Consider the following 23,668-nt stretch of genomic DNA (forward strand, 5'->3'; position numbering starts at 1 on the left):
GGGTTATTCCCCTTCTGCCATGGCTGCCAATGTACGTGTTAACAGACGGATTTCGCTTCTTATTTCCTGAACAGAGCTTTCCCTGCCATTGGCAATTTCCCCTGATAGCTGCTCCAGTCGGAGATCCATGTTTCTCAGATGGCCTTTGGAGGCTTCGTCGATACCTGTGTTTACAGGCGCAGTTTGTTTTTGCGCCAACTGGCTCAGTATAGGTTTTAGCTGTGCCTGTGTTTCGGCAATGCTGAGCATAACGCTTTGTTCCGCACGCATATGATCGGTCAGCGTGGACATACGTTCTGTTAACGTGATTAAAGACTGGTTTGCACGGACCCGCTCTTCTTCGTCCCGCGCCATGGTTCTTTCCAGCTTCTCAAGACTCTCGGCTGTTTGTTCCAGTAATGCTGATATATAGGCGGGAACAGATTGATCTCCCTCAGCACCGGGACCGCCGCTGGAAAGTTTGGTGATGCCAGATAACCATTCTTCCAGATGATTAAGGAAGCGATTGTGGGCTTGTCCGGCTTGAAGCTCTAGAAAGCCGAGAACCAAAGAGCCGGCTAATCCAAATAACGAAGAACTAAAGGCTGTGCCCATGCCGGATAATGGTGTCGCCAAGCCAGATTTTAACTCATCAAACATAGACGAAGGATCATCGGCTGTTGTGCTTAGGCCAGCGATGGTATCCCCTACAGCATTCACAGTTTCCAGCAGCCCCCAAAATGTTCCCAGAAGTCCCAGGAAAATAAGCAAGCCAATCAAGTATCTTGAAATGTCATGGCTTTCTTCTATACGGCTTTGGATACCATCAAGAAGTGTCCGCATGGAAAGAGTAGACAGGCTCAGTTTGCCTTTTTTCTCTCCGATCATCGTTGCCATAGGACCAAGAAGTCTTGGTTCTCTGATCTCATTCATAGAGCCAGCGAAGACCAAGCCACCTTCTGTTTCTCTTTTTAGATGCTCTAGCCAGGCAAGTTCCGGGTTAAGAGATAAGACCTGACGGAATATATAAATAATTCCCAGGAACAGAACGCCCAAAATCATGCCATTCATAACGGCATTGGCTACGAATGCTTCATGAAGACTTGGTGCAAGTGCTGCAACAGCGAGACTAACTATTCCTAAGAAAATCCCCATTCGGATTAGGTAGCGTGTTGGCCGTTTCATGCGTTAAGCGCCCTCTGGTATTTAGAAACTCTCATGCAGGCTACAGCTTTTATTAGGCAAAACTAAGACAGCTATTTCCCGTGACAGAGAGCAGGTCGAAGAATTAGTTCTGTACTGGAATAATCTCTACCCGATCCGGGTTGCCTTTTTTAGCTTTGTTCCCCAATGCACGGACATGCATTCTTGTGCTTGGAATTCCACGTTCCATTAAAACACCGCGAACGGCGAGTGCTCTGGAAAGGGATATGCGGCGCGCTTGGGCATTACTTTCACTATCACCAGCGTAGGCGAGGAGTTGAATAATTTTACTTTCATCTGCCAAAAGCTGATCAGCGAGCGTACTTAGTTGTGCTTTTGCTTCTGAACTCAAATCCGCTTCACTTGGTTCAAAGAGTAACTGAATCGGCCCAAGTTCACCCGGCGGTGTAATTGCAGCTGTTTCTTCTGTTGCGGGTAGAGCTTCTACAGGAGTTGCCTCAACTAGCGGCGCTTCCACTGGTGGAGGCGGTGGGGGGGCAAGCTCTTCAGTACTCTCTGTTAGCGCTGAATCAGCAATTGTTGGCGCTGTCGGGATGTCAGTGCCTGCTGTAGGTGTTGTGGGTTCTGGCACGGGTGGTGGGCTTAATACTGGCTCGGCAGTAACAGTTTCAATTGCGGGAGCAGGCGCTGTTACTGACGGTGGTGTTACCACTGGATCTGGTGCCGAGAATGTTGTTCCCTCAGTCGCTGTCGTCGTTGTTTCTTTAACAGTCTCTTCCACCGTTGGCGTTTTTGGCGCAACAGTTTGTGGTGTTGCAACTGGTTCAACCTTGGTTGGTTGGGTTTCTTCTACAACCGGTGCCGGGGGAATAATAGAGCTTGGAGCTTGCGCTTGGCTAACTGGCTCAGCTTTTTTGGGTGTAACCTTAGGCGCAGCAGGCGGTGTTATAGAAGCTGTCTGTGTGACCGGTGCTTGTGTCGCCGGGGTCGATCTCTTTATAACTGGTGCATTTTGTACAACACGGTTTCCGCCATTGGGGGGAGGAACCAGTAACTGTGATTGAGGGGAAAAGGCAGGAACTTGAGATGGATATTGGGGTTGCTGCCCTGTACTTGCGACATGTGTACTGGATACTTGCGATAAGGGGACAAGTGGTTGTCCGTATGGATTATAGAGGCTTGAACCCGCCGTTTGCTGCGGATAACCGCCTTGTGCATAGGGATTTTGACCGTAGCGCTGTTGCCAGGAATTATAAGCCTGTGGATTATTCTGTGCTGTATAGGCTGTTGTTTGATTGTAGCCAGAGCCTTGAAAGTCAGCGAAGTTGTTTATCGTAACCTGACTATGAGGGAAGCTGGAAGGTGGAAAGAGCAAGTTGCCGGGTCTGCTGAGGTATTGGTTGTTTCCAGCTCCGGGATAGCCCGAGGGAACGCCTTGGGCTCCATAAGAATATCCGTTGGAATAGGCTGGAACTGAACCAATGAGTTGCTCATTAACGTAAACACCAGAACTACCCGATCCGCCAATGATCGTTGTATTCTGTGCAACGACGGCTGATGTGCTGCATAGAAGTGCTAGCGTGGCACAGCTTGCCTGTAGCATTGTTGAGCGATTTTGGTGTCTATTTTTATGCATATAGCTCATAGGCTTGAACAATTTCCATCCCCCAGGATGATTCCCATATGTGAATCTTTGTCCGTAGCTTAATGCTCATAGAGGGATACGACAATAGGGAAGGCTAAAAGAAACAAAGGCTCATCGATGATGAGCCTTTGTAAAATGGTCTAAATTAAGATTTTGAGAGTGCTGAAAGCTAGTATTTACCAGACTCTTTGAACAATTTTACCATCTTAGGATGCAGATCAATATTTGCGCAAAGAATGCTCTGGCTTTTAAGCTTGAATGCCCGTCCGTCAACTTCTGTGACAGAACCACCAGCTTCTTTCACAAGAAGTAAGCCTGCCGCCACATCCCATGGTGATAGATCTCTTTCCCAGAAAGCATCATAGCGTCCAGCTGCGACATAAGCCAGATCCAGAGCAGCTGCGCCCCATCTGCGAACACCTGCCGTCTGCGCCATTACAGCGTTAATTTCACGCAGGAACGGTCCTCTGTCTCCACGGCCAAGGAATGGTGTTCCTGTTGCAATGATAGTGCTGTCCAGGCTGACACGACCAGAAACCCGTAAACGACGATCATTCAGATATGCGCCATTGCCTTTTTCTGCAGTGTACATTTCATCCTTGATCGGATCATATACAAGTGCAGCAACGATTTCACCGCGTACTTCCAGTGCAATAGAAATAGCGAAATGCGGCAAGCCATGTAGAAAGTTTGTTGTGCCATCAAGGGGATCAATGATCCATCTCTCGTCGTTGCTTTCGCCTTTTTCGACCCCGGCTTCTTCGGTTAAAAATCCAAATTCAGGGCGGGCTTTTTTTAGCTCTTCCTTGAGGATCTTCTCAGCTTTAAGATCTGCCGTGGAAACGAAGTCAGCAGGTCCTTTTTTTGAAACCTGCAGGTTTTCTACCTCACCAAAATCGCGTTTCAGGCTACGGGCGGCTTTTTCAGCGGCGCGGATCATAACCGTAATACGGGGGGAGCGATATACCATCGAAATTACTTTCCGTGTTCAGGAGGCCTTGTTTTCAGGGCCGAGTTGAGAGAGGGGCATCATAAAAACCCCTCTAGCATAAACGAGTTAGTCTTTAGCGCGTTCCACATAACTGCCGTCAGCAGTGTTAACAACAATGCGTGTACCGGCAGCGATATGAGGTGGAACCAGAATACGAGCACCGTTGTCCAGTACCCCAGGCTTGTAGGAAGATGAAGCTGTTTGTCCTTTGACAACGGCATCTGCTTCGACAACTTCACAGATTACAGTGTCAGGCAGAACGACAGAGATTGGCTCTTCTTCATAAAGTTCAATAGAAACGGTCATGCCGTCCTGAAGAAACATAACAGGTTCGCCAACCATGTCTTCGTGCAGAGAAATTTGTTCGTAAGTTTCATTGTTCATGAAGGTAAGCATGTCGTCTTCACGGAACAGGAACTGATATTCGATTTGATCAAGGCGGACACGATCAACATCTTCACTGGCGCGAAAGCGCTCATTCATCTTTGTACCATCGCGGATATCTTTGAGTTCTACCTGCAGGTACGCTCCACCTTTGCCCGGTTGCGTGTGTTGAGTTTTCATGGCGCGCATCAGGCGGCCTTTATGCTCAATAATATTGCCAGGGCGAATGGCATTACCGTTAATTTTCATGATCTGTGCCCGTCTTCAGTTGTCAAATAACATCAATTAGTGTGTGTACTTTTATTTCGCTGGGGAAACTATCAGGTCCTAAGCGTTCAGGCAATCGCCTCGTTTACTTCTGTGATTGCTGTTGTCGGATTATCTGTATGGTTCCATATGGCGGTTTGTATCGCTATGAAATCAGCCCCGGCATCCGCATGTGATTTTATGGCTTCAATCGGGATATCATCCATGGATACACAAGGGGGCGTCATCATTGTCTGCCACCAGGTTAGGAGTTCCAAGCCTTTTGGTCCTCCTTCTTCAAACTCACGAACGTCAGGATCTTCAATTTCCGGTAAAGGGCGCCTGTTGTTAAATGCAACGTAGTCAGCCCCGGCTTCACCAACTAGAATCGCGTCATGTCTGGATATACCGCAGTCAACGCCAACTATATAATCTGTTCCAAGATGCTCGCGTGCATCTTTATAGTTACCAGCATCGTTCAGGTGCACACCGTCACACCCGAAGGCTTTAGCGTTTTGATAATCATCTTCTATGAGAAAGGCTATATCACGCTCTTGGGTTATGGGTTGAAGAATTTCAACAGCTTTCTTCAATACTTCTGTGTTATCAGCTGTCCCGCTAAGCAAAACACAGGAGATCCCGCCTCCATCCAAAGCCTGAATATATGAGGCTTTGAATTGCTCGACGTTCTTATCAGCAGACAACAGGTCCGAAGGGGTAAGAAGATAGATTTCTGAATTCATGTCTTTTCATACCTAAGCAGGTGATTGCTGGCAATGGATAGAAAAGAATAGCTCATATCACAAAAGCGAATAGGTCGTGTCAGAAAAAGGGGAAATATAAGAAGGTAAAAAGAAAATGGGGTTCAGAAGAACCCCATTCAAATCAAAAAAGGATCTGTTTTTACAGATGCTTTCCCATTGCAACAGCTGTGTCCAGCATACGGAGGCTGAAACCCCATTCATTGTCATACCAAGCCAGAACGCGAACAAAGTTGCCGCCGATGATCTGGGTTTGTGTGGTATCGAAAACAGACGATGATGGGTTGTGATTGAAATCACAGGAAACCAGTGGTAGCGCATTAATGCCAAGAACACCTTTCAGGTATCCTTTAGAAGCATCAATCATAGCGTTGTTGATTTCTTCGACTGTCGTATCCCGTTCAGCCGTGAAGGTCAGGTCAATACAGCTGACATTGGCGGTTGGAACACGGATCGCGTTTCCTTCCAGCTTGCCTTCCAGTTCAGGAAGAACTTCACCGATTGCCCGGGCTGCACCTGTTGATGTCGGGATCATTGAAACGGCAGCTGCGCGTGCTCGACGCAGGTCTTTATGTTTTGAATCAACCGTTGTCTGGTCACCTGTGTAGGCGTGGGTGGTTGTCATGAAGCCGTTCTTGATACCGATTTGGTTCTGCAGAACGTCGACAACCGGGGCCAGACAGTTTGTTGTGCAAGACGCGTTAGACACAATCTTGTGGTCTGCTTTAAGTTGCTTGTGATTGACACCGTACACTACTGTCAGATCACAGCCTTTTTTGGCAGGGGCCGAAATCAAAACTTTCTTTGCACCACCAACCATATGCAGTGAAGAGCCTTCTACATTGTTAAAGGCACCGGTACATTCCAGTACGATATCAACACCATAATCGCTCCACGGCAATTTAGCCGGGTCACGATCATGTAGCATTCTGATTTTTTTGCCGTTGATAATGATGTTTTCTTCATCCGCATCGACCTCGGCATTGAGGGTACCGTGAACGGAATCAAACTTAAGCATATGGGCGTGGATAGAGGGATCGCCAGATGCGTTAATGGCAACGATTTCGATGTCGTCACGATTGGTTTCAATTGCTCCACGAAGTGTGAGGCGACCAATGCGACCAAAACCATTGATTCCAACTTTGACTGTCATGATTTGGAACCTATTTTCTTTATTTAGTTACACGTGTTCGAGGCTTTTGCCTCTTAGTACAACACCCCAACCTTTCGGATGGGGTGTTTATTGGGATGAGGATTAATCGAGGGTGCCTGTCGACGCCCTGCTGTTATCCTCGGCTCTTTTCAAAAATGCCTGTTGCATTGCATCGGCATTTTCTTTTTTACCAGCCCAAGCTTTGAGGGGGGCTGCTTGTAGGGCACGACCATAAGAGAAGCTGAGCTTCCATGGCAGATTACTACTGATTTTGTTCATGGCATTGAGATGATTTGTTGCCAGCTCATCACTTTGTCCACCAGAAAGGAAGACAATGCCCGGAACAGCTGCTGGTACACAACGCAAGAGGGTTGCGACAGTGCGTTCAGCTACTTCTTCAACAGAATTCTGTTCGGGGCAATCCTGCCCGGCAATCACCATGTTGGGTTTTAGAAGGATGCCTTCCAGCTCGACTTCCTGATTCGCCAATTCTGCAAAAACGGAACGTAGAACTTCTTCGCTAATGGCCTGACAAACATTAATGTCGTGATCACCGTCCATGAGGATTTCAGGTTCAACGATTGGAACCAAGCCTGCTTCCTGTGCGAGCGCTGCATAACGTGCCAAAGCATGAGCATTGGCGCTAATGGCTGCAAAGCTGGGCGTTTCTTCCGTGATTTTATAAACACCACGCCACTTGGTGAATTTAGCTCCAAGCTTTGCATATTCTTTCAAACGATCCCGTAGACCATCAAGGCCTTCGGTAATCGTTTCAATGTCATGTCCTGCGAGTGGCTTGGCACCAAGATCAACTTTAATACCAGAAATGATCCCCTGATCTTGAAGTACTTTGCTTAATGGCGTGCCATCAGCTGCATTCTGACGAAGGGTTTCATCATACAGAATGACGCCGCTGATAAAGTCATTCCCGCCTTTTGCTCTGAACAAAAGTTCGCGGTAATCGCGCCGGGAGTCTTCGGTTGATTCAACACTTATAGAATCAAACCGTTTTTTTATGGTGCCTGTGCTCTCATCAGCGGCAAGAATACCCTTGCCGCTGGTTACAAGAGCCTGTGCAATATCTGCAAGTGATTCAGTCATATCTAAAATCCTTTAACAGATCCCAAGCTTTATAGACGCGCTTTAACCGCGTCTACGATGGCTTCAGGTGTGATTTTAAACTTCTTGTAGAGTTGATCAATTGGGGCCGAAGCTCCGAAATCGGTCATCCCGACAAATGCACCTTGTGATCCAATCCACTCGTGCCATCCAAATGGAAGGGCAGCTTCAACGGCAACGGTCAGTGTACCGGGGGAGAGGACTTCATCACGGTAATGCTGTGGCTGTTGCTTGAACAGTTCCCAGCATGGCATGGAAACCACGGCTGTACCAATGCCCATTTCTTCAAGAAGCTTCTGACCTGCAATTGCAATCTCTACTTCTGATCCGGTTGCCAACAGTGTGACCTGGCGATCAAGTACAGAAGGATTAAGGATATAAGCACCGTAACTGGAATAGTTAACAGATATATCCTTACGCTGTGCGGGAAGTCCCTGGCGGGTCAAAGCGATCACAGAAGGTGTGCCTTCGCTTTCCAGCGCTAGCTCCCAGCACTCGGCAGTCTCAATAGCGTCCGCGGGACGGAAGACATTGAGGTTCGGGATAGCGCGAAGCGAGGCGACGTGCTCTACAGGTTGGTGCGTAGGGCCATCTTCGCCCAAGCCAATAGAATCGTGCGTCATAACATAGACAACGCGTTGTTTCATAAGGGCAGAAAGACGAATAGATGGGCGGCAGTAATCTGTGAAAACAAGGAATGTTCCGCCGTAAGGAACGAAGCCACCGTGAAGGGCAAGTCCGTTCATCGCAGCTGCCATACCATGTTCACGTACACCGTAATATATGTAGCTACCACCGTAGTTATCTGCACTTACAGGGCCTTGAACACCGGATTTGGTGTTGTTGGAACCTGTGAGATCTGCAGAGCCACCAATCATTTGCGGGATGAGCGCTGTGAGCTCTTCAAGCGCGTTTTGGGAAGACTGACGGGTTGCCAGTTTTGGTGCTTCTTCGCTGACTTTGGTTTTGTAGGCCCGGAAAGTCTCTTTCCAACCATCTGGTAGTTTACCTGCCATCTGGTCTTCGAAAAGCTTGCGTTTGTCAGCTGGGATTTTAGCAAGTTCAGCATCCCAAGCAGCAGAGAATTCTGCGCCGCGTTCACCCGCTGATCTCCATGCCTTGAGAATGTTCTCAGGAATTTCGAACGGGGCGTGTGGCCAGCCGATTTTTTCTCTTGTACCAGCAATTTCTTCGTCACCGAGAGGGGCGCCGTGGGTTTTTGATGTTCCCGCTTTGGTTGGGGCACCAAAACCGATTACTGTTTTACAAGCAATCAAAGATGGTTTGTTACTGTTGCGCGCAGCTTCGATTGCTGTTGCAATTGCTTCGGGATCGTGACCATCGATTGCGACTGCATCCCAGCCACAAGCTTCAAAGCGTTTGATCTGGTTATCAGAAACGGACATATCCGTTGAACCATCAATGGTGATACCATTGTCATCAAAAAGGACAATCAGTTTACTGAGCTTTAGATGACCAGCCATTGAAATTGCTTCGTGGCTGATACCTTCCATAAGGCACCCATCACCCGCAATTGCATAGGTGTAGTGATCAACAATTTCGTCGCCATAACGGGCGTTCATCATGCGCTCGCCCAAGGCCATGCCGACGGCTGTCGCAACGCCCTGACCAAGAGGGCCAGTGGTTGTTTCAATACCGGGCGCATGACCAAATTCAGGGTGACCAGCAGTGATGCTGTCCAACTGACGGAAGTTTTTGATCTGATCCATTGTCATGTCTGGATAGCCAGTCAGATGAAGCAAGGAATAGATCAGCATTGATCCATGACCAGCAGACAAAACAAAACGGTCGCGGTCTGCCCAGTCAGGGCGTAATGGATCAAATTTAAGAAAACGGCTGTAAAGTACGGTAGCTACATCAGCCATGCCCATTGGCATTCCTGGATGTCCAGAGTTCGCGCGTTGAACGGCATCCATGGAAAGAGCACGAATGGCATTTGCCATATCAGTGTGGTTGCTACCTGGCGCGGCGTCCGCAGCAGATACGGGAAGGCGCAGTGCAGTCATATTCAAGGTCCCCAGTTGGGTTCAGATTATCCTGTCTGTAGTGTTAAAGACAGGGGTCCATTAACGGCGGCAAAATGCCCCTTTGCACCGCCAAGGTCAACAGTGATCTGAGGAATGCCTGTTATGTTCAGAGAAATGACCCTATAAAGGACACAATGAAAAGACTTGTAAGACAGGCGGTTGACCTATGTAAGATGCGCATCTTATTCTGTTGAATATTGATATTACCCTGTAATTGAGCTGGGTTACTGATCTGGGGATGAAATTTCAGCAAATGGCTGTTTCTTGATATGACGAGATTACTGAAAGCTGTGGAGCGTCTTGCTCTTGCAGTGGATACAATTGAGAAAAACATTGCGGCAACTTCAAGCGAATCCGATGAAGCGCTTCAAGAGGTGCAAAAATCTCTCGATCAGAGCTTGAAAGAGAATGCTGAACTTAAAACGACAAAACAAGAAGTTGGTGATCGCCTTGATAAGGTGATCGGTCAACTTTCGGCCTCACTGGAGAATTAAGAGTATGGCGCAGGTAACACTGAACGTGAACGGACGCCGCTATTCAGTTGGTTGTCAGGATGGGCAGGAAGATCATCTTTTGGGCTTAGCCAAGTATATCAATCAAAAGATTGATGAGCTTAAAGGATCAATGGGGCAAGTTAGTGAAGCACATTTAATGCTTATGGCAAGTTTGCTTCTTGCGGATGAGTTACACGAAGCCTATATCCAAATCGATGATGGTAAATCAGGAAACGGCAAAAAAGATACCGCTGCTGACGAAGTTGAAGCAGAGAAAGTCGCAAGCGCGCTGGAAAGTTGTGCGGATCGCCTGGAATCTATTGCCGCCCGATTGGAAAATCAGTAAAAGATCTCACTGGTGCTGCGGGGCGCGTTAGGCTGGTAAAATCCCTGGGGCCAATAATCTTCTTTAGGGAGCTGTCCCTGTCGGGATCGTGGTCTCGGCATATGGCGCCCACCTGCTTATGCAGGCCGCAAGAGGACTTTGAGCCGACGGTTGCCGCGGCACCACGTTTTCCTCTCTGGTTTATTAGGCCTTGGTCAGGGTGACCTGATCTGGGTAAATAGATATGGATTTGGAGGGGATGATGACAACATCGAATATTGATGAGATCGATCAGCGCAAAAAAATGCTTCGTAAAGAAGCCAAGAAGAATCGTGCAGAAGCCTACAAGCACAACCCGGATGCTGCTGAACGGTTATGCAAACGTTTGTTTGATACGATTTCCCTTCCTGAACAGGCCGTCGTTTCTGCCTATTGGCCCTTGGGTGATGAACTTGACCCGATGCCTCTATTGCAAACTTTACATCATAAAAATTTCAAGCCCGTACTTCCTGTTATGTTGGGGGCTGGTAAGCCTTTGATCTTCAGAGGCTGGACACCTGGCGATACACTTGATGATGCCGGCTTTGGAACAAAAGAGCCTGGTGCCGATAAGGAAGAGCTGGAGCCTGACGTTCTTTTTGTGCCGCTCCTCGCTTTTGATCGCGCTGGATATCGTCTTGGTTATGGCGGCGGATTTTATGATCGAACACTGGATAAGTTAAGGGCTAAAAAATCTGTTACGGCTATTGGTATTGCTTATGCCGGGCAGGAAATGCCGGCCGTTATTCGTGGGCCTTATGATCAACCGTTGGACTATATTGTGACGGAACAGGAAGTCATTAAACTTTCTTGATGCTTTTCTCGTTAACTTCAATCCATCTTTTAATAAGCCATCTTTTAATCTGGATCAGATCCTTAGAGGTTGGTGTTTTCAAACCGATATCTTTGATATGTTATCGGGATCAAGGCTATTTCAGGTAAACCCTTTGCCAAGCCGCTCAGCAAAGGGTAGTACGACACTGTATTGAAAGAGGGTTACCTTCCTCAGTAATTCGTAAATGAAGAGACTGTTATGAGATTATTGTTCTGTGGTGATGTTGTCGGGCGTTCCGGTCGTGATGCAATTGTTGCTCACTTGCCAGGACTTCGCCGGGATCTGAAACTGGATTTCGTTATTGTGAACGGCGAAAACGCGGCATCAGGTTTTGGGATCACAGAAAAAATCTGTAAGCAGTTTTTTGATCACGGCGCAGATGTGGTTTCCGGTGGTAATCATAGCTGGGATCAACGGGATTGCATGGTTTATATTAACAATGAAAATCGTTTGTTGCGTCCCTTGAACTATCCCGAAGGTGCGCCGGGGCGCGGGGCTGCGCTCTATGAGGTTCCGGGCGGGCGCAAGATTATGGTGATGAACGCCATGGGGCGGGTCTTTATGGATCCATTGGATGACCCTTTTGCCGCGATCTCCAAAATACTGGATCGCTATAAAATGGGACAACAGGGACTTTCCGCTGTTGTGGTTGATTTCCATGGGGAAGCAACCAGTGAGAAAATGGCTATGGGACATTTTCTGGATGGCAAGGTTAGCCTTGTCGTTGGAACTCATACTCACGTGCCAACTGCTGACCACACGGTGCTACCTAATGGGACAGCCTATCAAAGTGACGTTGGTATGACCGGAGATTATGATTCGGTTATTGGCATGAAAAAAGAAGTTCCTGTGGCCCGCTTCACAAAAAAGCTGCCAACAGAACGTATGAGCCCAGCGGTTGGTGAGGCGACTTTGTGTGCGTTGTATATCGAAACAGATGATGCCACAGGTTTAGCTACTCGCGTTGAACCCGTTCGTGTTGGTGGACGGTTGTCTCAAACGATTCCGCAGATTGACTAAACTGTATTGAGTTATGAGTGTTTAGCGATTTTTTCGGATAAAGATTTAAATCGCTGAACCTCGTCAATCATCATACCTGTTTGTTGAAGCGTATCTTTGGCGATAGAGGATGCCCTGGATGTCGTCTGTGAGGCCGCCTCTGATGTTTTGTCTGAAGAAGGGCTTGCGGTTTCAATAAGCGTGCTCAAGGCATCCAGATTTGAATAAAACGCGTAATCCTCTGTCAGATCAGCAGCTTGTTCTGCAAGTTTTGAGAACTCTTTTTCATTGAGTTGACTGTCCTCAGGGAAATCGAGGATATGAAACTTCTCTGCCATGATGTGTACCCGATCCAGATATCACGTTCTTCGGTTAACGATGGCCTATTCTAGGCATTTTAGCTTAAACTTTAGTTAATGATTTTGGCTAGGTTTCTCAAATTTCAAGGCCATAATAGGCGATGATCATTTGGTGGGGGCGTGGTCGAAAAAAGAAAACAATTCTATTAGGGCTTCTTCTGGCCGCGAAATCCTGCTAGAAGGCAATTAAAAATACTGTTTAATAATACGAGAGCTAGGAATTCTGCTCATGGCAGGCCATTCACAATTTAAGAACATTATGCACCGCAAGGGTGCTCAAGATAAAAAACGTGCGAAAATCTTTGCACGCCATACACGCGAAATTATGGTTGCAGCCCGTTCTGGATTACCGGATCCAGAGCAAAACTCGACCTTGCGTAATGCCATCATGGCTGCACGTGCTGCGAACATGCCGAAAGACAACATTGATCGCGCTGTTAAACGTGTTGCTGGCGGGGAAGACGTCGCAAACTACGAAGACGTCCGTTACGAAGGGTATGGTCCGGCTGGCGTAGCTGTGATTGTTGATGCATCAACCGATAATCGCAATCGGACAGCATCGGAAGTTCGGACTGCTTTTTCCAAGCTTGGTGGTAATTTGGGGGAAACAGGAAGCGTTTCTTTCATGTTTGATCGTGTTGGTTCTTTGACCTATCCCGCGGCTGTTGCGGATGCTGATGCAATGTTCGAAGCCGCGGTTGAAGCGGGTGCAGATAACGTCGAGAGCACGGATGATGATCACGAAATTATTTGTGATCCCGGCGATTTTGCAGATGTTCGTGATGCCTTGATTGAGAAATTTGGTCCTCCGACAGAGCTTGGTCTGCAATGGAAACCACAAAATACCATTAGCTTGAACGAAGATCAGGCCTCAACAATGTTGAAGTTGATTGATACACTCGATGATAACGACGATGTTCAAAATGTTAGTGCTAATTTTGAAATCGACGATGAAATTATGGCCAAGCTTACAGCTGGCTAAGTCATAGAGGAGGCCGGGTCCAGAGATAATGCGGATCATTGGAATCGATCCCGGCCTTCGTTTTACCGGGTGGGGAATTATCGAATCAGAAGGCAGCAGTCTGCATCATATTGCCAATGGTGTTGTAAAAACGCTGTCAACGAACGAATTGCCCCGACGACTTGTGGAAATCCACGACGGTATTCAGGCGGTCCTTGCTGATTATCAACCCGACGAAGCGGCTGTCGAAATTACACTAGCCAACAAGAACCCAAGTTCAACGCTCAAACTTGGCATGGCGCGTGGTATTGCCCTTATCACCCCGGCATTAGCTGGCCTGCCTGTTGGTGAATACTTGCCAATGATTGTCAAGAAATCAGTCGTTGGAACAGGTCATGCAACCAAGGATCAGGTTCAGATGATGGTTGAACGTCTGTTACCGGGATGTAAAATTACTTCCTCTGATGCTGCGGATGCCTTGGCTATTGCCATTTGTCATGCCCATAATGCTTCGACAGGCAGAAAATGGGCTGAGGGAACGGAAGATCCAATCAGTGCCGCTTTGAAAAAGGCAGGAATTGAAGACCCAAGAGCTGTGAAGAAAACAGGCAAAACGCGGGGGAAGAAATTTAGATGATCGGAAAGCTGACCGGAAAGGTTGATTCCACTGGGGATGACTGGGTTATGCTCGATGTTGGTGGCGTTGGATATATTGTTTTTTGTTCCAGTCGTACGCTCTCTGTTCTTCCTGGCGAAGGCGAAGTGACAAGTCTGTTAATCGAAACCCATGTCAGAGAAGATCACATCCATCTGTTCGGGTTTGCAACGGCGGCTGAAAAAGAATGGTATCTCTTGCTTGGCACGGTTCAGGGGGTAGGGGCAAAGGTTGGTCTTGCGATTCTGTCTGCTATCTCCCCGGATGAGTTGTCTGTAGCCATTGCTGCTCAGGATAAAACCACGTTAACCCGGGCAAACGGTGTCGGACCCAAGCTGGCTATTCGCATCATGAACGAACTTAAAGACAAAATTGCCAAGCTTTCACTGGGAACGTCAGGCGAAATTGTTGATAGTTCTGCGGCAGAAGGAAAGCCTGCGGCAACGCCGATGGCGATTTCAGAAGATGCAATATCTGCATTAGTCAACCTGGGTTATCGACGGTCCGAAGCTTATAGCGCTGTTGCCAAAATATCCAGCGAGCAAGGGGCTGATACGCCGCTTGAAGAACTTATTCGCGGTGGTCTTGCGGAGTTAATGCGGTGAGCGACGACAGATTAGTATCCAATGAATTTTCCGAAGGAGACGGCGCAGAGAAATCGCTCCGTCCCTTAAGTCTTGGGGAATTTATCGGGCAGCGCCAATTACGTGAAAATCTGCATATTTTTATCGAAGCTGCGAAACAGCGTGGTGACGCACTTGACCATGTGTTGTTCTTTGGTCCACCGGGTCTAGGGAAAACGACGCTGGCTCAGGTTGTCGCCCGCGAACTCGGCGTTGGCTTTCGGGCAACATCAGGTCCCGTTATTGCCAAAGCTGGCGACTTGGCAGCGATCTTAACAAATCTGCAGCCACATGATGTTCTTTTTATTGATGAAATTCATCGCTTGTCCCCTGTGGTCGAAGAAATTCTCTATCCAGCGATGGAAGATTTTAAGTTGGATTTGATTATTGGTGAAGGACCAGCCGCAAGATCTGTGCAAATCGATCTGCCGCCCTTTACCTTAATCGGAGCAACGACACGGTCTGGATTGATTTCGACACCATTGCGCGAAAGGTTTGGAATTCCGCTAAGGCTTCAGTTCTATGAGCCAGAGGAATTACAGCAAATTGTTGCTCGTGGAGCCAAAATTCTTGAAGCGCCTATGAGTGATGATGGGGCTTTTGAAATTGCGCGTCGGGCAAGAGGAACGCCCAGGGTCTCTGGTCGATTGTTACGACGGGTGAGAGATTTTGCGGCTGTCGCTGGTGTTGAGTTGATTGAAGCTGCTGATGCGGATGTGGCTTTGCGTCGCCTGGACGTTGACGAAAAGGGACTTGATGCCATGGACCGTAGATATCTGAAGGTTATTGCAGAAAACTATGGTGGCGGTCCTGTCGGTGCAGAAACCCTTGCGGCTGCTTTGTCCGAACAACGGGATGTCATCGAAGATGTCATTGAGCCCTATTTGATCCAACAGGGATTTTTACAGCGAACACCACGTGGTCGTTTGCTTAGTTCAACGGGATATAAATATCTGGGTTTGAACGAACCTGTTGAGATTAAGGCCCGGAGATCATCGCAAATGGATCTTCTTTCTGGTGCCAGGGCATCAGACGATAGCCCCGGCGATAACAATGAAATCGGGTGATTGGGGCATAGGTGACTGAAACTGGCATGAAACAAATTTGTGATCTTCCCCTTACCGGAGTGTTCGAAAAGGGCAGTCATTACTATCCCGTACGTGTTTATTACGAAGACACGGATAATGCTAAAATTGTCTATCACGCCAATTACTTGAAGTTTGCAGAGCGAGCCCGGACAGAGATTTTAAGGCTCCTTGATTTTGAACAGACAGATCTAAGTAAGCGTTTTGGCCTTTTTTTTGCCGTAAAAGATTGCTTTCTTAAGTTCGCGCAGCCAGCGTATCTTGATGATTTACTGGTTGTTAAGTCCAGAATTACTCAAATGAAAGGCGCAAGCTTTGCGTTTGAACAGATTATTTATCGGGACGATGTTCCACTAGTTCACTGCGATATTCGTATTGCTTGTGTGGATGAAAAGGGGGGACCCGCAAGGATCCCATCAGAAATAAGTCAGACTTTGGGTAAGTTCGGGGTGTAATCCTGGGCCGTAAGTTTGGGGAATGAGTTTAGGGTGCTAAAAGGAGCTGTCAAAGCCGATGGCAAATGAAGTTGTAGAAACAGTCGAGACAGTTGGTCTTGGTGGCGAAGTTGTTGATTCTGTTGCGTTGGGTGGGGCAGCAGCTGTTCATGATCTCAGTGTATGGGGATTATTTCTTCAAGCCGATCTGATTGTAAAAATCGTTATCTTTATCCTCATTATTGCCTCTATCTGGTCTTGGGCAATCATGATTGATAAAATCGTGAAATTGCGTAGCTTGCGTCGCCGAGCTGATCAGTTTGATGAAGCCTTCTGGTCTGGTGGCTCTTTGGATGATCTTTATGATCGTATTGAAAAGCGCCCCTCTGACCCGGTTTCCAGTATCTTTATTTCTGCGATGCGTGAATGGCGTCGGGCAAGTAGTCGTGGCAATGGTAGCCGCAGCGATCATGCCCGTGTCAGTTTGCAACAGCGTATTGACCGCGTAATGGACATTAGCCTGAACCGCGAGATGGACATTCTGGAAAGAGGTATGGTCTTCCTTGCCTCTGTTGGATCCTCTGCGCCTTTCATCGGTCTTTTCGGGACAGTATGGGGCATTATGAATGCCTTCACCTCAATTGCGGCCTCTAAGAACACTAGCCTTGCTGTTGTTGCGCCAGGGATTGCAGAAGCTCTTTTTGCAACGGCTCTTGGTCTTGTTGCAGCTATTCCAGCAGTGCTTGCCTATAACAAACTGTCCAGTGATATCGGGCGTTATGGCGCGCGACTGGAAGTTTTTGCAGGTGAGTTCAGTGCGATTCTCTCTCGTCAGCTAGAGGAGCACTAGAATGGCAGCGCCGACACTTGGTGGTGGTTCATCCAAAGGAAGCGGTCGTTGGAAACGTTCTAGCCGCAAACCGATGAGTGATATCAACGTAACGCCCTTTGTGGATGTTATGCTTGTGCTCCTGATTGTCTTTATGGTGACGGCACCCTTGTTGACCGTCGGGGTGCCTGTCGATTTGCCCAAAGCGCAAGCTAAAACACTGAATGCATCGGAAGAACCGCTGGTTATTTCTGTAAACGCCACGGGTGAGCTTTTTCTGCAAGAAACCAAGGTTACAGAAGAGCAGCTGGTTCCTCGTCTGAATGCAATTACAGAGAATAAACCGGATACGCGTGTTTACGTGCGTGGTGATAAAGCTATCGATTACGGACGGGTCATGCAGGTGATGAGCCTTGTTAACAGTGCGGGTTATGACAGGGTCGCTTTGATTGCTGAATTACCCAAAGAAAAGAAGTAGTCGCTAAGAATATGCGTACAGGCATTGCTGTTTCTTTATTAATGCACATGGCGTTGTTGGCGTTTGTAATTTTTGGATTACCACGCTTTAACAAGCCTTTTCTTGCTGAGCAGGTTGTCCCTGTTGAGTTTGTGGTACTTGCGGAGCTTGATTTAGAAAAGCCACCAGCACCAGAACAGGATATTCCTGAACCCGAGCCAGAAGAGCTTCCTGAGCCAGAACCCAAACCGGAACCAGAACCTCAGCCAAAACCAACACCAGAGCCTCAACCAGAACCCGAACCAGAGCCACAGCCAGAACCTGCTCCAGAACCTGAACCAACTCCGGAACCAATCCCAGATCCTATTCCTGAGCCTGAGCCCGCTCCAGAACCGGAACCTTTGAAAGTTGAAGCGCCAGAGCCGGAGCTTATTGAAAATATTGAACCAGAGCCTGAAGAAGTGAAGAAGGCTTTGCCGCCAAAACCAAAGGCGCGTCCGAAGCCACCTAAACGCCCAGAACCTAAACCGGAAGTCGTGAAGAAAGAGGAAGAGCCTAAGCCGAAAGTCGATGCACTAACTTCTATCTTGAAAAATGTGGATAAGCTGAAATCTGCACCAAAGAAAACCACGACTAAAGGTAAGGCACCAACTACGCCGACACGACAACGTGCTTCCGCTGCACAGATCAATGATATTCAACGATCACTTCAACAACAGATGAAACGTTGCTGGCGGGTAGATGCTGGTGCATTACAAGCTGATGAAATGATCGTAGAGATCTCTATGCAAATGCGCCAGGACGGCAGTATTAATAGTGTAAAGATTGTTGATCAAAATAGGTTTAATAAAGATGCTTATTTCAGGACTGCGGCTGAAAATGCTCGGCGTGCTGTGATTAGCTGTGCACCTTATAAACTTCCAACTGACCTATATAGTGATTGGCAAACAGTAAACTTGAAATTTGATCCGTCTAAGATGTTTGGGCAATGATTTCAAAGCTTCATTGTAAGCTTACTTTGGTGTGGTTGTTTTGCGGGTTTTGTTTGTGTTCGTAAAGTTTTTCGATTGCCGAGCCGATTACGCCTTTGGAAATAATTGGCGAATGCTGGAAAACAAATTTTAGCCCCAATTCTTCGTTAGATACTATTGTTGAGTTATCAATGAAGTTGTCTCTTGATGGTAATGTTGAAGAGGTTATCGTTGTTGATCGTGAGAGATTCGATCATGATGATGTCTTTAACCTAGCGTCTAGTGAACTTAGTAAAGCACTCGTGGAGTGCGGACCTTAATAAATTACCAGCCGATCTGTATGACGGTTGGAAAGTGATTAATATTCGATTTGATCCGTCAAAAATGTTCGGGCAAAGAACGGGAGAAGAACAGTGATGTTAATAAAGGCAACGCGCGGGTTGCTGATTGCCGCGGTCAGTGTGTTGGGAATGGCGATAGGTAGTTTTTCTGCCCAAGCTGAAATCAATGTAAATATTACTGAAGGTTTTGTTGAGCCTCTACCCGTTGCTGTTGCGGATTTTAACGGCGGACAGCCGGAAGAACAGCTAATCGGGCGCGATATTGCCGAGGTGATTTCTGCTAATCTTGAGCGTACAGGACTGTTTAAGCCAATTGATGACAAAGCGTTTATTCAGGATCAGAACTCTCTTCAGGTCGGCGTTCGTTTTGGGGATTGGCGCTTAATTAATGCGCAGGCATTGGTGACAGGATCTGCACGGGTTCAAGGCGATGGTAAAGTCCGTGTCGAATTCCGTTTATGGGATGTTTATGCGGAAAACATGATGACCGGTTTTTCCTATACATCAACCAGAACCAACTGGAGACGTATTGCTCATCGTATTTCTGATGCGATCTACAAGCGTCTGACCGGGGAACAAGGATATTTTGATACCCGGGTTGTGTATGTATCCGAAACGGGACCTCAGAATCGACGCCAAAGACGTTTGGCCATTATGGATCAGGATGGATTCAATCATAAATTCCTGACGAATGGCAGGTTTGATGTCTTTACTCCGCGTTTTTCACCAACGTCACAAGAGATCACATATTTGTCATTCGAGGGGAATGTTCCAAAGGTAAAGCTTCTTGATCTGCAAACTGGTCGCGAAGAAACTCTAGGGAACTTCAAGGGAATGAGCTTTGCGCCACGATTCTCACCCGATGGAAACTCTGTTGTGATGAGTTTGGCGGACCGCGGAAATACTGAAATTTATACTATGGATCTTCGGACCAGAAAGTTTTCCCGTCTGACAAATCACCCGGCTATTGATACGTCACCGTCCTATTCTCCTGATGGATCTAAGGTTGTATTCAACTCTGACCGAGGTGGTAGCCAGCAGCTTTATGTGATGGATGTTAACGGTGGCAACGTGAAAAGAATCTCTTTTAATAAAGGGCGTTACGCGACACCTGTGTGGTCTCCTCGTGGTGATTTGATCGCTTTCACACGTCTTTCCGGTAGAAAGTTCTATATCGGTGTGATGAAGCCGGATGGATCAGGTGAACGCATGCTGGCCGAAGGCTATCATGCTGAAGGTCCAACCTGGTCTCCGAATGGTCGTGTCCTGTCCTATTACAAACAGGGCAAGTCCGATAGTCGTGGTAAGGTGAAAAGCAAAGTTTATACGGTTGATCTGTCAGGATATAACGAAAGAGAGGTGGTTACGCCTCTTGATGGAGTTGATCCGGCTTGGTCTCCACTATTGCAATAAGCTGTATGCTTGATAAATAACAGTTATATCGTTATAGTCGGGGACGTTTCCCGATTTAATCGGTGTAACTGGGGGTTTATTGAGTTTCTTCGTTGATCTGTTGTTTCAGACAGATCACCTAACAATTTTAGTATTCGGGTATTACTCGAGAGGGCGAAAAAATTATGCGCTTTAAGTTGCTCACCATGTTTGCAGCCGCACTGTTCCTAAGTGCTTGTGCCAGCAATTCTGATAACAATGCAGACGGATCAAACGACGGTTCATCTGCAACAACTGGTACAACTGACCAGTCCTCGTCTGTAAGTTCTTCTTCTATTCAGGGACCACAGCCTGGTACTCTGGAGCACCTCGTTGTAAACGTTGGTGACCGTGTTTTCTTTGGTTATGACCAAAGTGATCTTCAGGCTGAAGGTCAGAAAACAACTGAAGCTCTTGCAGTTTGGATGAACAGCTACCCAGCTGTAACATTGACTGTTGAAGGTCATGCTGATGAGCGTGGAACACGTGAATACAACTTGGCTCTTGGTGAGCGTCGTGCAAATTCTGTACGCGATTACCTTGTTGCTCTTGGTGTAAATCCAAACCGCGTTCAGGTCGTAAGCTACGGTAAAGAGCGTCCAGCAGTTCTCGGTTCTACCGAAGAAGCATGGGCTCAGAACCGTCGTGCAGTCTTCGTTGTAAACTAAGCGCATAGACTGATCTTATAAAAATCCCGTTTGGTTACACAACCAAACGGGATTTTTTTGTTAAATTATTGCTTCTGTGAGCTGGTTTTTGGTGTGCCACAATCTCACCAATATAAGGCTATATAAGTTCAGGACCTACTACCGTTTAAGGGTGCAAGAAAAAATGTCATTGATGGCTGTAAGTTTGAAAACGTTTCGTTTAGGGGCCGGGGCTGCGTTTGTTGTGATGGCAATGCAAGCAAGCGCTTGGGCGCAAAACTCACAAGTACAGGGGTTAGTTAATAAAATTGATCGCCTTCAACGTGAATTGGTGACGCTACAACAACATGTTTATCAGGGCAAAACGCCATCTGCCGAAGAACTCGCCGCTGTTGGAACCAACACAGGTGGTGCCAATGCGGGACGGCTGGAACTTCGTCTTTCCCAAGTTGAAAGTCAGATGCGGAGTTTGACCGGGCAGTTTGAAGAGGTAAATTTCCGTCTCGATCAGCTTGGCAGAAGGCTGGACAAGCTTGTTGCTGATACCGATCTGCGTTTGCAGAATTTGGAAAATGGCTCACAAGTTGGCGCCCAATCTGGAACTGGACAGCAGGGCACGAATCTTGCTGCGAATACTGCTTCACAAGCTCAGCAAGCAACGGGGCAACCGCCAGCATCCGGGCAACCCGGTGTTTTGGGAACGATACCCGCGGAAGACCTGAATAATTTCAACACACAACAACAGGCAGCAACGGCACCAAATACGGCTGTTGACAGTGCATCGCCACAGAGTTTGATCCAGGGCGGATTACGGTCTGACGAAGTTGCAAGCTATACTCTTCCGGGCGATACGCCTAAAGAACAGTATGACTATGCTTTTGGGTTGCTTCGGCAAGCTCGCTACGATGAAGCTGAGCAGGCTTTCTCTACCTTTGTCGAAAGCCACCCTGAAGATTCACTGGCAGGTAATGCGACCTACTGGTTGGGCGAGACCTATTACGTGCGTGGTGATTATCAACAAGCTGCGATCACCTTTGCAGATTCTTTCCAACGCTACCCCAATTCCTCTAAAGCACCGGACAACCTTTTGAAGCTTGGTCTATCCCTGTCTTCTCTTGGTAACACATCCGATGCCTGTGGTACGTTTGGTGAGTTGATCAATCGTTATCCAAATGCAAGTGCTATTGTTAAGCAGCGTGCAGGGCAGGAATCTCAACGTTTGAACTGCCCATAAATTCCATAAGCAAAGAGTTTCCTGTGAGTGATAAGCCGCCTGAAAAGGTGCTTCAACCAAAGCCAGCTAACAAGTTATGGCCTATTGAAGAGGAAGAGTTTGCACAGTTGATGTCTGTGATAGCTCTTCCTCGCAATCCTTTTCGGATTGGGGTTGCTGTATCCGGTGGTGCCGACAGTATGGCGCTATGTCTGTTACTCAGGAATTGGGTGAAGACAAAAGGTGGTGAGCTCTTTGCTGTGACTGTAGACCATGGCCTACGTCCAGAATCAGGTATTGAAGCTCAATGGGTGCATGCACGGCTTGTAGCAGAAGGAATTCAGCACGACGTTCTCACCCGATCTCTGTCTGATGAAGAGCAAGAAAAAGGCAGTTCGCAAGTTCGGGCGCGAAAGGCACGACGTGATCTGGTTGCTGGGTGGTGTAAAGAGAAAGAGATTTTTTTTCTAGCCCTTGGGCATCATCTTGATGATCAAATTGAAACCTTTCTGATGCGGCTTGTCCGTCAGAGTAAATCTGATGGTTTGGCTGGTATTTCCATGCAGCGGCAAGACGGAGCCATGACACTCATCCGCCCCTTACTCAGCTTTCCGAAAGAACGCTTGATCGAAACGCTCAAGTATTGCGGTTGGGGGTGGATCGAAGAGCCGAGTAATCAGCGGGCAGATTATCTAAGAAACCGGATCAGACATCAGCTTCCATCACTGGAGCGACAAGGGCTAAGAAAAAGCAGTTTAGAACGCATTACGCATAGTTTAGGGCGAATTCGCCGTTCACTGCAAAAGAAGACCGATGCTTTTATTGATCAAAGAGTACGATTGAATCCGGTTGGGTACGTTGAAATTGATTTCCGCGAATCGGAAAAATTCCAGATGGAAATATTTCAACGGGTTTTACAGCGGACACTTCTGACAGTTGGTGGAGGAAATTATTCTCCTAAAACCAATAAGCTGGATCGTTTGGTTCAATCACTGATGGGCACTGAACCCGTTAAGGCGACCCTTGCGGGATGTGAAATAATAAAAAAAGATGATGTTCTCTTTGTTGTTCGAGAAAACAGATTGGTGCCAAAGCTGTCGTTAACCCCGGGACAGGAATACCTGTGGGATAACAGGTTCTTTGTGCAGGTTAATGACGAAATGGAAAGTGATAGTCTAATACTGCAAACATTAGGTGAAAGAGGGTGGCAGGATCTGTGCGCTTTACATCCGGCAGTTAAAAATGTCGGGGTTTCCCGCTTTGTCCGATATAGTCTGCCTGCTGTTTATCTTGGGGATAAAATCATAACCGTTCCCCATTTGGAGTACCTGAATCCGGACTGGATCGATAAAATTCGGATGAAAATGCGATTCGAACCAAAAAATATGCTGATTCAGTTGCCCTTTACGGTTGCTTAGGAGCGTAAGCGCATTATCTTCTAGGAAGAAGTGATTCATTTTGCTGCGCCTGTTTGGGTGCA

Annotated in this window: 26 protein-coding genes and 1 other RNA gene; 18 read left to right on the forward strand and 9 right to left on the reverse strand. The window is 47.4% G+C overall.

Annotation, left to right across the window (positions count from 1 at the left end):
• Positions 1–3 precede the first annotated feature (3 nt).
• From BKB51_RS11445 to tkt, 8 genes are all read right to left on the reverse strand, one after another.
• Positions 4–1,164, reverse strand: a complete 1,161-nt coding sequence (locus BKB51_RS11445; protein WP_085901215.1) for a flagellar motor protein MotA — start codon at positions 1,162–1,164, stop codon at positions 4–6.
• 103 nt (positions 1,165–1,267) lie between these two features.
• Complete coding sequence (locus BKB51_RS11450) at positions 1,268–2,779, reverse strand: OmpA family protein (RefSeq protein WP_158090215.1); 1,512 nt, start codon at positions 2,777–2,779, stop codon at positions 1,268–1,270.
• 178 nt (positions 2,780–2,957) lie between these two features.
• Positions 2,958–3,758, reverse strand: coding sequence for an inositol monophosphatase family protein (locus BKB51_RS11455; RefSeq protein ID WP_085901217.1), 801 nt, complete (start codon positions 3,756–3,758; stop codon positions 2,958–2,960).
• An 87-nt stretch (positions 3,759–3,845) separates the two neighbouring features.
• Positions 3,846–4,412, reverse strand: coding sequence for an elongation factor P (efp, locus tag BKB51_RS11460; RefSeq protein WP_085901218.1), 567 nt, complete (start codon positions 4,410–4,412; stop codon positions 3,846–3,848).
• 86 nt (positions 4,413–4,498) lie between these two features.
• Positions 4,499–5,152, reverse strand: coding sequence for a thiamine phosphate synthase (locus tag BKB51_RS11465; RefSeq protein WP_085901219.1), 654 nt, complete (start codon positions 5,150–5,152; stop codon positions 4,499–4,501).
• A 160-nt stretch (positions 5,153–5,312) separates the two neighbouring features.
• Positions 5,313–6,323 (reverse strand): type I glyceraldehyde-3-phosphate dehydrogenase, encoded by a 1,011-nt coding sequence (gap, locus tag BKB51_RS11470; protein ID WP_085901220.1) that lies wholly within the window; start codon positions 6,321–6,323, stop codon positions 5,313–5,315.
• Positions 6,324–6,425: 102 nt separating this feature from the next.
• Positions 6,426–7,424: a class I fructose-bisphosphate aldolase gene (locus BKB51_RS11475; protein WP_085901221.1), complete on the reverse strand. Its 999-nt coding sequence runs from the start codon at positions 7,422–7,424 to the stop codon at positions 6,426–6,428.
• A 29-nt stretch (positions 7,425–7,453) separates the two neighbouring features.
• Positions 7,454–9,469, reverse strand: coding sequence for a transketolase (gene tkt / locus BKB51_RS11480; protein ID WP_085901222.1), 2,016 nt, complete (start codon positions 9,467–9,469; stop codon positions 7,454–7,456).
• A gap of 290 nt (positions 9,470–9,759) precedes the next feature.
• On the opposite strand from tkt, the gene BKB51_RS11485 reads away from it, so the two are divergent.
• From BKB51_RS11485 to BKB51_RS11505, 5 genes are all read left to right on the forward strand, one after another.
• Positions 9,760–9,984 (forward strand): hypothetical protein, encoded by a 225-nt coding sequence (locus BKB51_RS11485; RefSeq protein ID WP_085901223.1) that lies wholly within the window; start codon positions 9,760–9,762, stop codon positions 9,982–9,984.
• A gap of 4 nt (positions 9,985–9,988) precedes the next feature.
• A complete protein-coding gene (locus BKB51_RS11490) occupies positions 9,989–10,330 on the forward strand; it encodes a cell division protein ZapA (protein WP_046508248.1) in 342 nt (113 codons plus the stop codon).
• A gap of 9 nt (positions 10,331–10,339) precedes the next feature.
• A non-coding RNA gene (ssrS, locus tag BKB51_RS11495) (6S RNA) lies at positions 10,340–10,496 on the forward strand.
• 57 nt (positions 10,497–10,553) lie between these two features.
• Positions 10,554–11,162, forward strand: a complete 609-nt coding sequence (locus BKB51_RS11500; RefSeq protein WP_198946711.1) for a 5-formyltetrahydrofolate cyclo-ligase — start codon at positions 10,554–10,556, stop codon at positions 11,160–11,162.
• A gap of 219 nt (positions 11,163–11,381) precedes the next feature.
• Positions 11,382–12,203 carry a TIGR00282 family metallophosphoesterase gene (locus BKB51_RS11505; protein WP_085901224.1) on the forward strand — a complete coding sequence of 274 codons (822 nt, stop codon included), beginning with the start codon at positions 11,382–11,384 and terminating at the stop codon, positions 12,201–12,203.
• Positions 12,204–12,214: 11 nt separating this feature from the next.
• On the opposite strand, the gene BKB51_RS11510 is transcribed toward BKB51_RS11505, so the two are convergent.
• Positions 12,215–12,520, reverse strand: a complete 306-nt coding sequence (locus BKB51_RS11510) for a hypothetical protein (RefSeq protein WP_085901225.1) — start codon at positions 12,518–12,520, stop codon at positions 12,215–12,217.
• A 250-nt stretch (positions 12,521–12,770) separates the two neighbouring features.
• On the opposite strand from BKB51_RS11510, the gene BKB51_RS11515 reads away from it, so the two are divergent.
• The 13 genes from BKB51_RS11515 (at position 12,771) to tilS (ending at position 23,606) form a co-directional block, all read left to right on the forward strand.
• On the forward strand, positions 12,771–13,523 hold the full coding sequence (locus BKB51_RS11515) for a YebC/PmpR family DNA-binding transcriptional regulator (RefSeq protein WP_085901226.1): 753 nt from the start codon (positions 12,771–12,773) through the stop codon (positions 13,521–13,523).
• Positions 13,524–13,551: 28 nt separating this feature from the next.
• Entirely contained in the window at positions 13,552–14,139 is a 588-nt protein-coding gene (gene ruvC / locus BKB51_RS11520) for a crossover junction endodeoxyribonuclease RuvC (RefSeq protein WP_218044009.1), read from the forward strand.
• The gene (gene ruvA / locus BKB51_RS11525; RefSeq protein WP_085901227.1) at positions 14,136–14,762 is read left to right on the forward strand and encodes a Holliday junction branch migration protein RuvA; all 627 of its coding nucleotides are present in this window, start codon (positions 14,136–14,138) and stop codon (positions 14,760–14,762) included. Before ruvC ends, ruvA begins: the two co-directional genes overlap by 4 nt.
• On the forward strand, positions 14,759–15,847 hold the full coding sequence (ruvB, locus tag BKB51_RS11530; RefSeq protein WP_085901228.1) for a Holliday junction branch migration DNA helicase RuvB: 1,089 nt from the start codon (positions 14,759–14,761) through the stop codon (positions 15,845–15,847). Before ruvA ends, ruvB begins: the two co-directional genes overlap by 4 nt.
• A gap of 11 nt (positions 15,848–15,858) precedes the next feature.
• Complete coding sequence (ybgC, locus tag BKB51_RS11535; RefSeq protein ID WP_276327918.1) at positions 15,859–16,320, forward strand: tol-pal system-associated acyl-CoA thioesterase; 462 nt, start codon at positions 15,859–15,861, stop codon at positions 16,318–16,320.
• 58 nt (positions 16,321–16,378) lie between these two features.
• The gene (tolQ, locus tag BKB51_RS11540) at positions 16,379–17,149 is read left to right on the forward strand and encodes a protein TolQ (protein ID WP_085901230.1); all 771 of its coding nucleotides are present in this window, start codon (positions 16,379–16,381) and stop codon (positions 17,147–17,149) included.
• Between the two features lies 1 nt (position 17,150).
• Positions 17,151–17,606 carry a protein TolR gene (tolR, locus tag BKB51_RS11545; RefSeq protein ID WP_046508266.1) on the forward strand — a complete coding sequence of 152 codons (456 nt, stop codon included), beginning with the start codon at positions 17,151–17,153 and terminating at the stop codon, positions 17,604–17,606.
• Between the two features lie 11 nt (positions 17,607–17,617).
• The gene (locus BKB51_RS20755) at positions 17,618–18,577 is read left to right on the forward strand and encodes a hypothetical protein (protein WP_158090216.1); all 960 of its coding nucleotides are present in this window, start codon (positions 17,618–17,620) and stop codon (positions 18,575–18,577) included.
• Positions 18,578–18,747: 170 nt separating this feature from the next.
• On the forward strand, positions 18,748–18,876 hold the full coding sequence (locus tag BKB51_RS21255; RefSeq protein ID WP_255312248.1) for a hypothetical protein: 129 nt from the start codon (positions 18,748–18,750) through the stop codon (positions 18,874–18,876).
• Between the two features lie 96 nt (positions 18,877–18,972).
• Complete coding sequence (tolB, locus tag BKB51_RS11565) at positions 18,973–20,310, forward strand: Tol-Pal system beta propeller repeat protein TolB (RefSeq protein ID WP_085901233.1); 1,338 nt, start codon at positions 18,973–18,975, stop codon at positions 20,308–20,310.
• A 164-nt stretch (positions 20,311–20,474) separates the two neighbouring features.
• A complete protein-coding gene (gene pal / locus BKB51_RS11570) occupies positions 20,475–20,996 on the forward strand; it encodes a peptidoglycan-associated lipoprotein Pal (RefSeq protein ID WP_085901234.1) in 522 nt (173 codons plus the stop codon).
• 163 nt (positions 20,997–21,159) lie between these two features.
• Positions 21,160–22,209: a tol-pal system protein YbgF gene (ybgF, locus tag BKB51_RS11575; RefSeq protein ID WP_085901235.1), complete on the forward strand. Its 1,050-nt coding sequence runs from the start codon at positions 21,160–21,162 to the stop codon at positions 22,207–22,209.
• A 23-nt stretch (positions 22,210–22,232) separates the two neighbouring features.
• A complete protein-coding gene (gene tilS / locus BKB51_RS11580; RefSeq protein ID WP_085901236.1) occupies positions 22,233–23,606 on the forward strand; it encodes a tRNA lysidine(34) synthetase TilS in 1,374 nt (457 codons plus the stop codon).
• Positions 23,607–23,668 lie beyond the last annotated feature (62 nt).

It is taken from the genome of Kiloniella majae, assembly GCF_002118315.1.
GTDB classification, from domain to species: Bacteria; Pseudomonadota; Alphaproteobacteria; order Kiloniellales; family Kiloniellaceae; genus Kiloniella; species Kiloniella majae.

Bases quoted from the DNA above. Each gene is read 5' to 3' on its own strand.
- BKB51_RS11445 (WP_085901215.1), bottom strand. From the start codon at position 1,164: ATGAAACGGCCAACACGCTACCTAATCCGAATGGGGATTTTCTTAGGA.
- BKB51_RS11450 (WP_158090215.1), bottom strand. From the start codon at position 2,779: ATGCATAAAAATAGACACCAAAATCGCTCAACAATGCTACAGGCAAGC.
- BKB51_RS11455 (WP_085901217.1), bottom strand. From the start codon at position 3,758: ATGGTATATCGCTCCCCCCGTATTACGGTTATGATCCGCGCCGCTGAA.
- efp (WP_085901218.1), bottom strand. From the start codon at position 4,412: ATGAAAATTAACGGTAATGCCATTCGCCCTGGCAATATTATTGAGCAT.
- BKB51_RS11465 (WP_085901219.1), bottom strand. From the start codon at position 5,152: ATGAATTCAGAAATCTATCTTCTTACCCCTTCGGACCTGTTGTCTGCT.
- gap (WP_085901220.1), bottom strand. From the start codon at position 6,323: ATGACAGTCAAAGTTGGAATCAATGGTTTTGGTCGCATTGGTCGCCTC.
- BKB51_RS11475 (WP_085901221.1), bottom strand. From the start codon at position 7,424: ATGACTGAATCACTTGCAGATATTGCACAGGCTCTTGTAACCAGCGGC.
- tkt (WP_085901222.1), bottom strand. From the start codon at position 9,469: ATGACTGCACTGCGCCTTCCCGTATCTGCTGCGGACGCCGCGCCAGGT.
- BKB51_RS11485 (WP_085901223.1), top strand. From the start codon at position 9,760: ATGACGAGATTACTGAAAGCTGTGGAGCGTCTTGCTCTTGCAGTGGAT.
- BKB51_RS11490 (WP_046508248.1), top strand. From the start codon at position 9,989: ATGGCGCAGGTAACACTGAACGTGAACGGACGCCGCTATTCAGTTGGT.
- BKB51_RS11500 (WP_198946711.1), top strand. From the start codon at position 10,554: ATGGATTTGGAGGGGATGATGACAACATCGAATATTGATGAGATCGAT.
- BKB51_RS11505 (WP_085901224.1), top strand. From the start codon at position 11,382: ATGAGATTATTGTTCTGTGGTGATGTTGTCGGGCGTTCCGGTCGTGAT.
- BKB51_RS11510 (WP_085901225.1), bottom strand. From the start codon at position 12,520: ATGGCAGAGAAGTTTCATATCCTCGATTTCCCTGAGGACAGTCAACTC.
- BKB51_RS11515 (WP_085901226.1), top strand. From the start codon at position 12,771: ATGGCAGGCCATTCACAATTTAAGAACATTATGCACCGCAAGGGTGCT.
- ruvC (WP_218044009.1), top strand. From the start codon at position 13,552: ATGCGGATCATTGGAATCGATCCCGGCCTTCGTTTTACCGGGTGGGGA.
- ruvA (WP_085901227.1), top strand. From the start codon at position 14,136: ATGATCGGAAAGCTGACCGGAAAGGTTGATTCCACTGGGGATGACTGG.
- tolQ (WP_085901230.1), top strand. From the start codon at position 16,379: ATGGCAAATGAAGTTGTAGAAACAGTCGAGACAGTTGGTCTTGGTGGC.
- tolR (WP_046508266.1), top strand. From the start codon at position 17,151: ATGGCAGCGCCGACACTTGGTGGTGGTTCATCCAAAGGAAGCGGTCGT.
- BKB51_RS20755 (WP_158090216.1), top strand. From the start codon at position 17,618: ATGCGTACAGGCATTGCTGTTTCTTTATTAATGCACATGGCGTTGTTG.
- BKB51_RS21255 (WP_255312248.1), top strand. From the start codon at position 18,748: ATGAAGTTGTCTCTTGATGGTAATGTTGAAGAGGTTATCGTTGTTGAT.
- tolB (WP_085901233.1), top strand. From the start codon at position 18,973: ATGTTAATAAAGGCAACGCGCGGGTTGCTGATTGCCGCGGTCAGTGTG.
- pal (WP_085901234.1), top strand. From the start codon at position 20,475: ATGCGCTTTAAGTTGCTCACCATGTTTGCAGCCGCACTGTTCCTAAGT.
- ybgF (WP_085901235.1), top strand. From the start codon at position 21,160: ATGTCATTGATGGCTGTAAGTTTGAAAACGTTTCGTTTAGGGGCCGGG.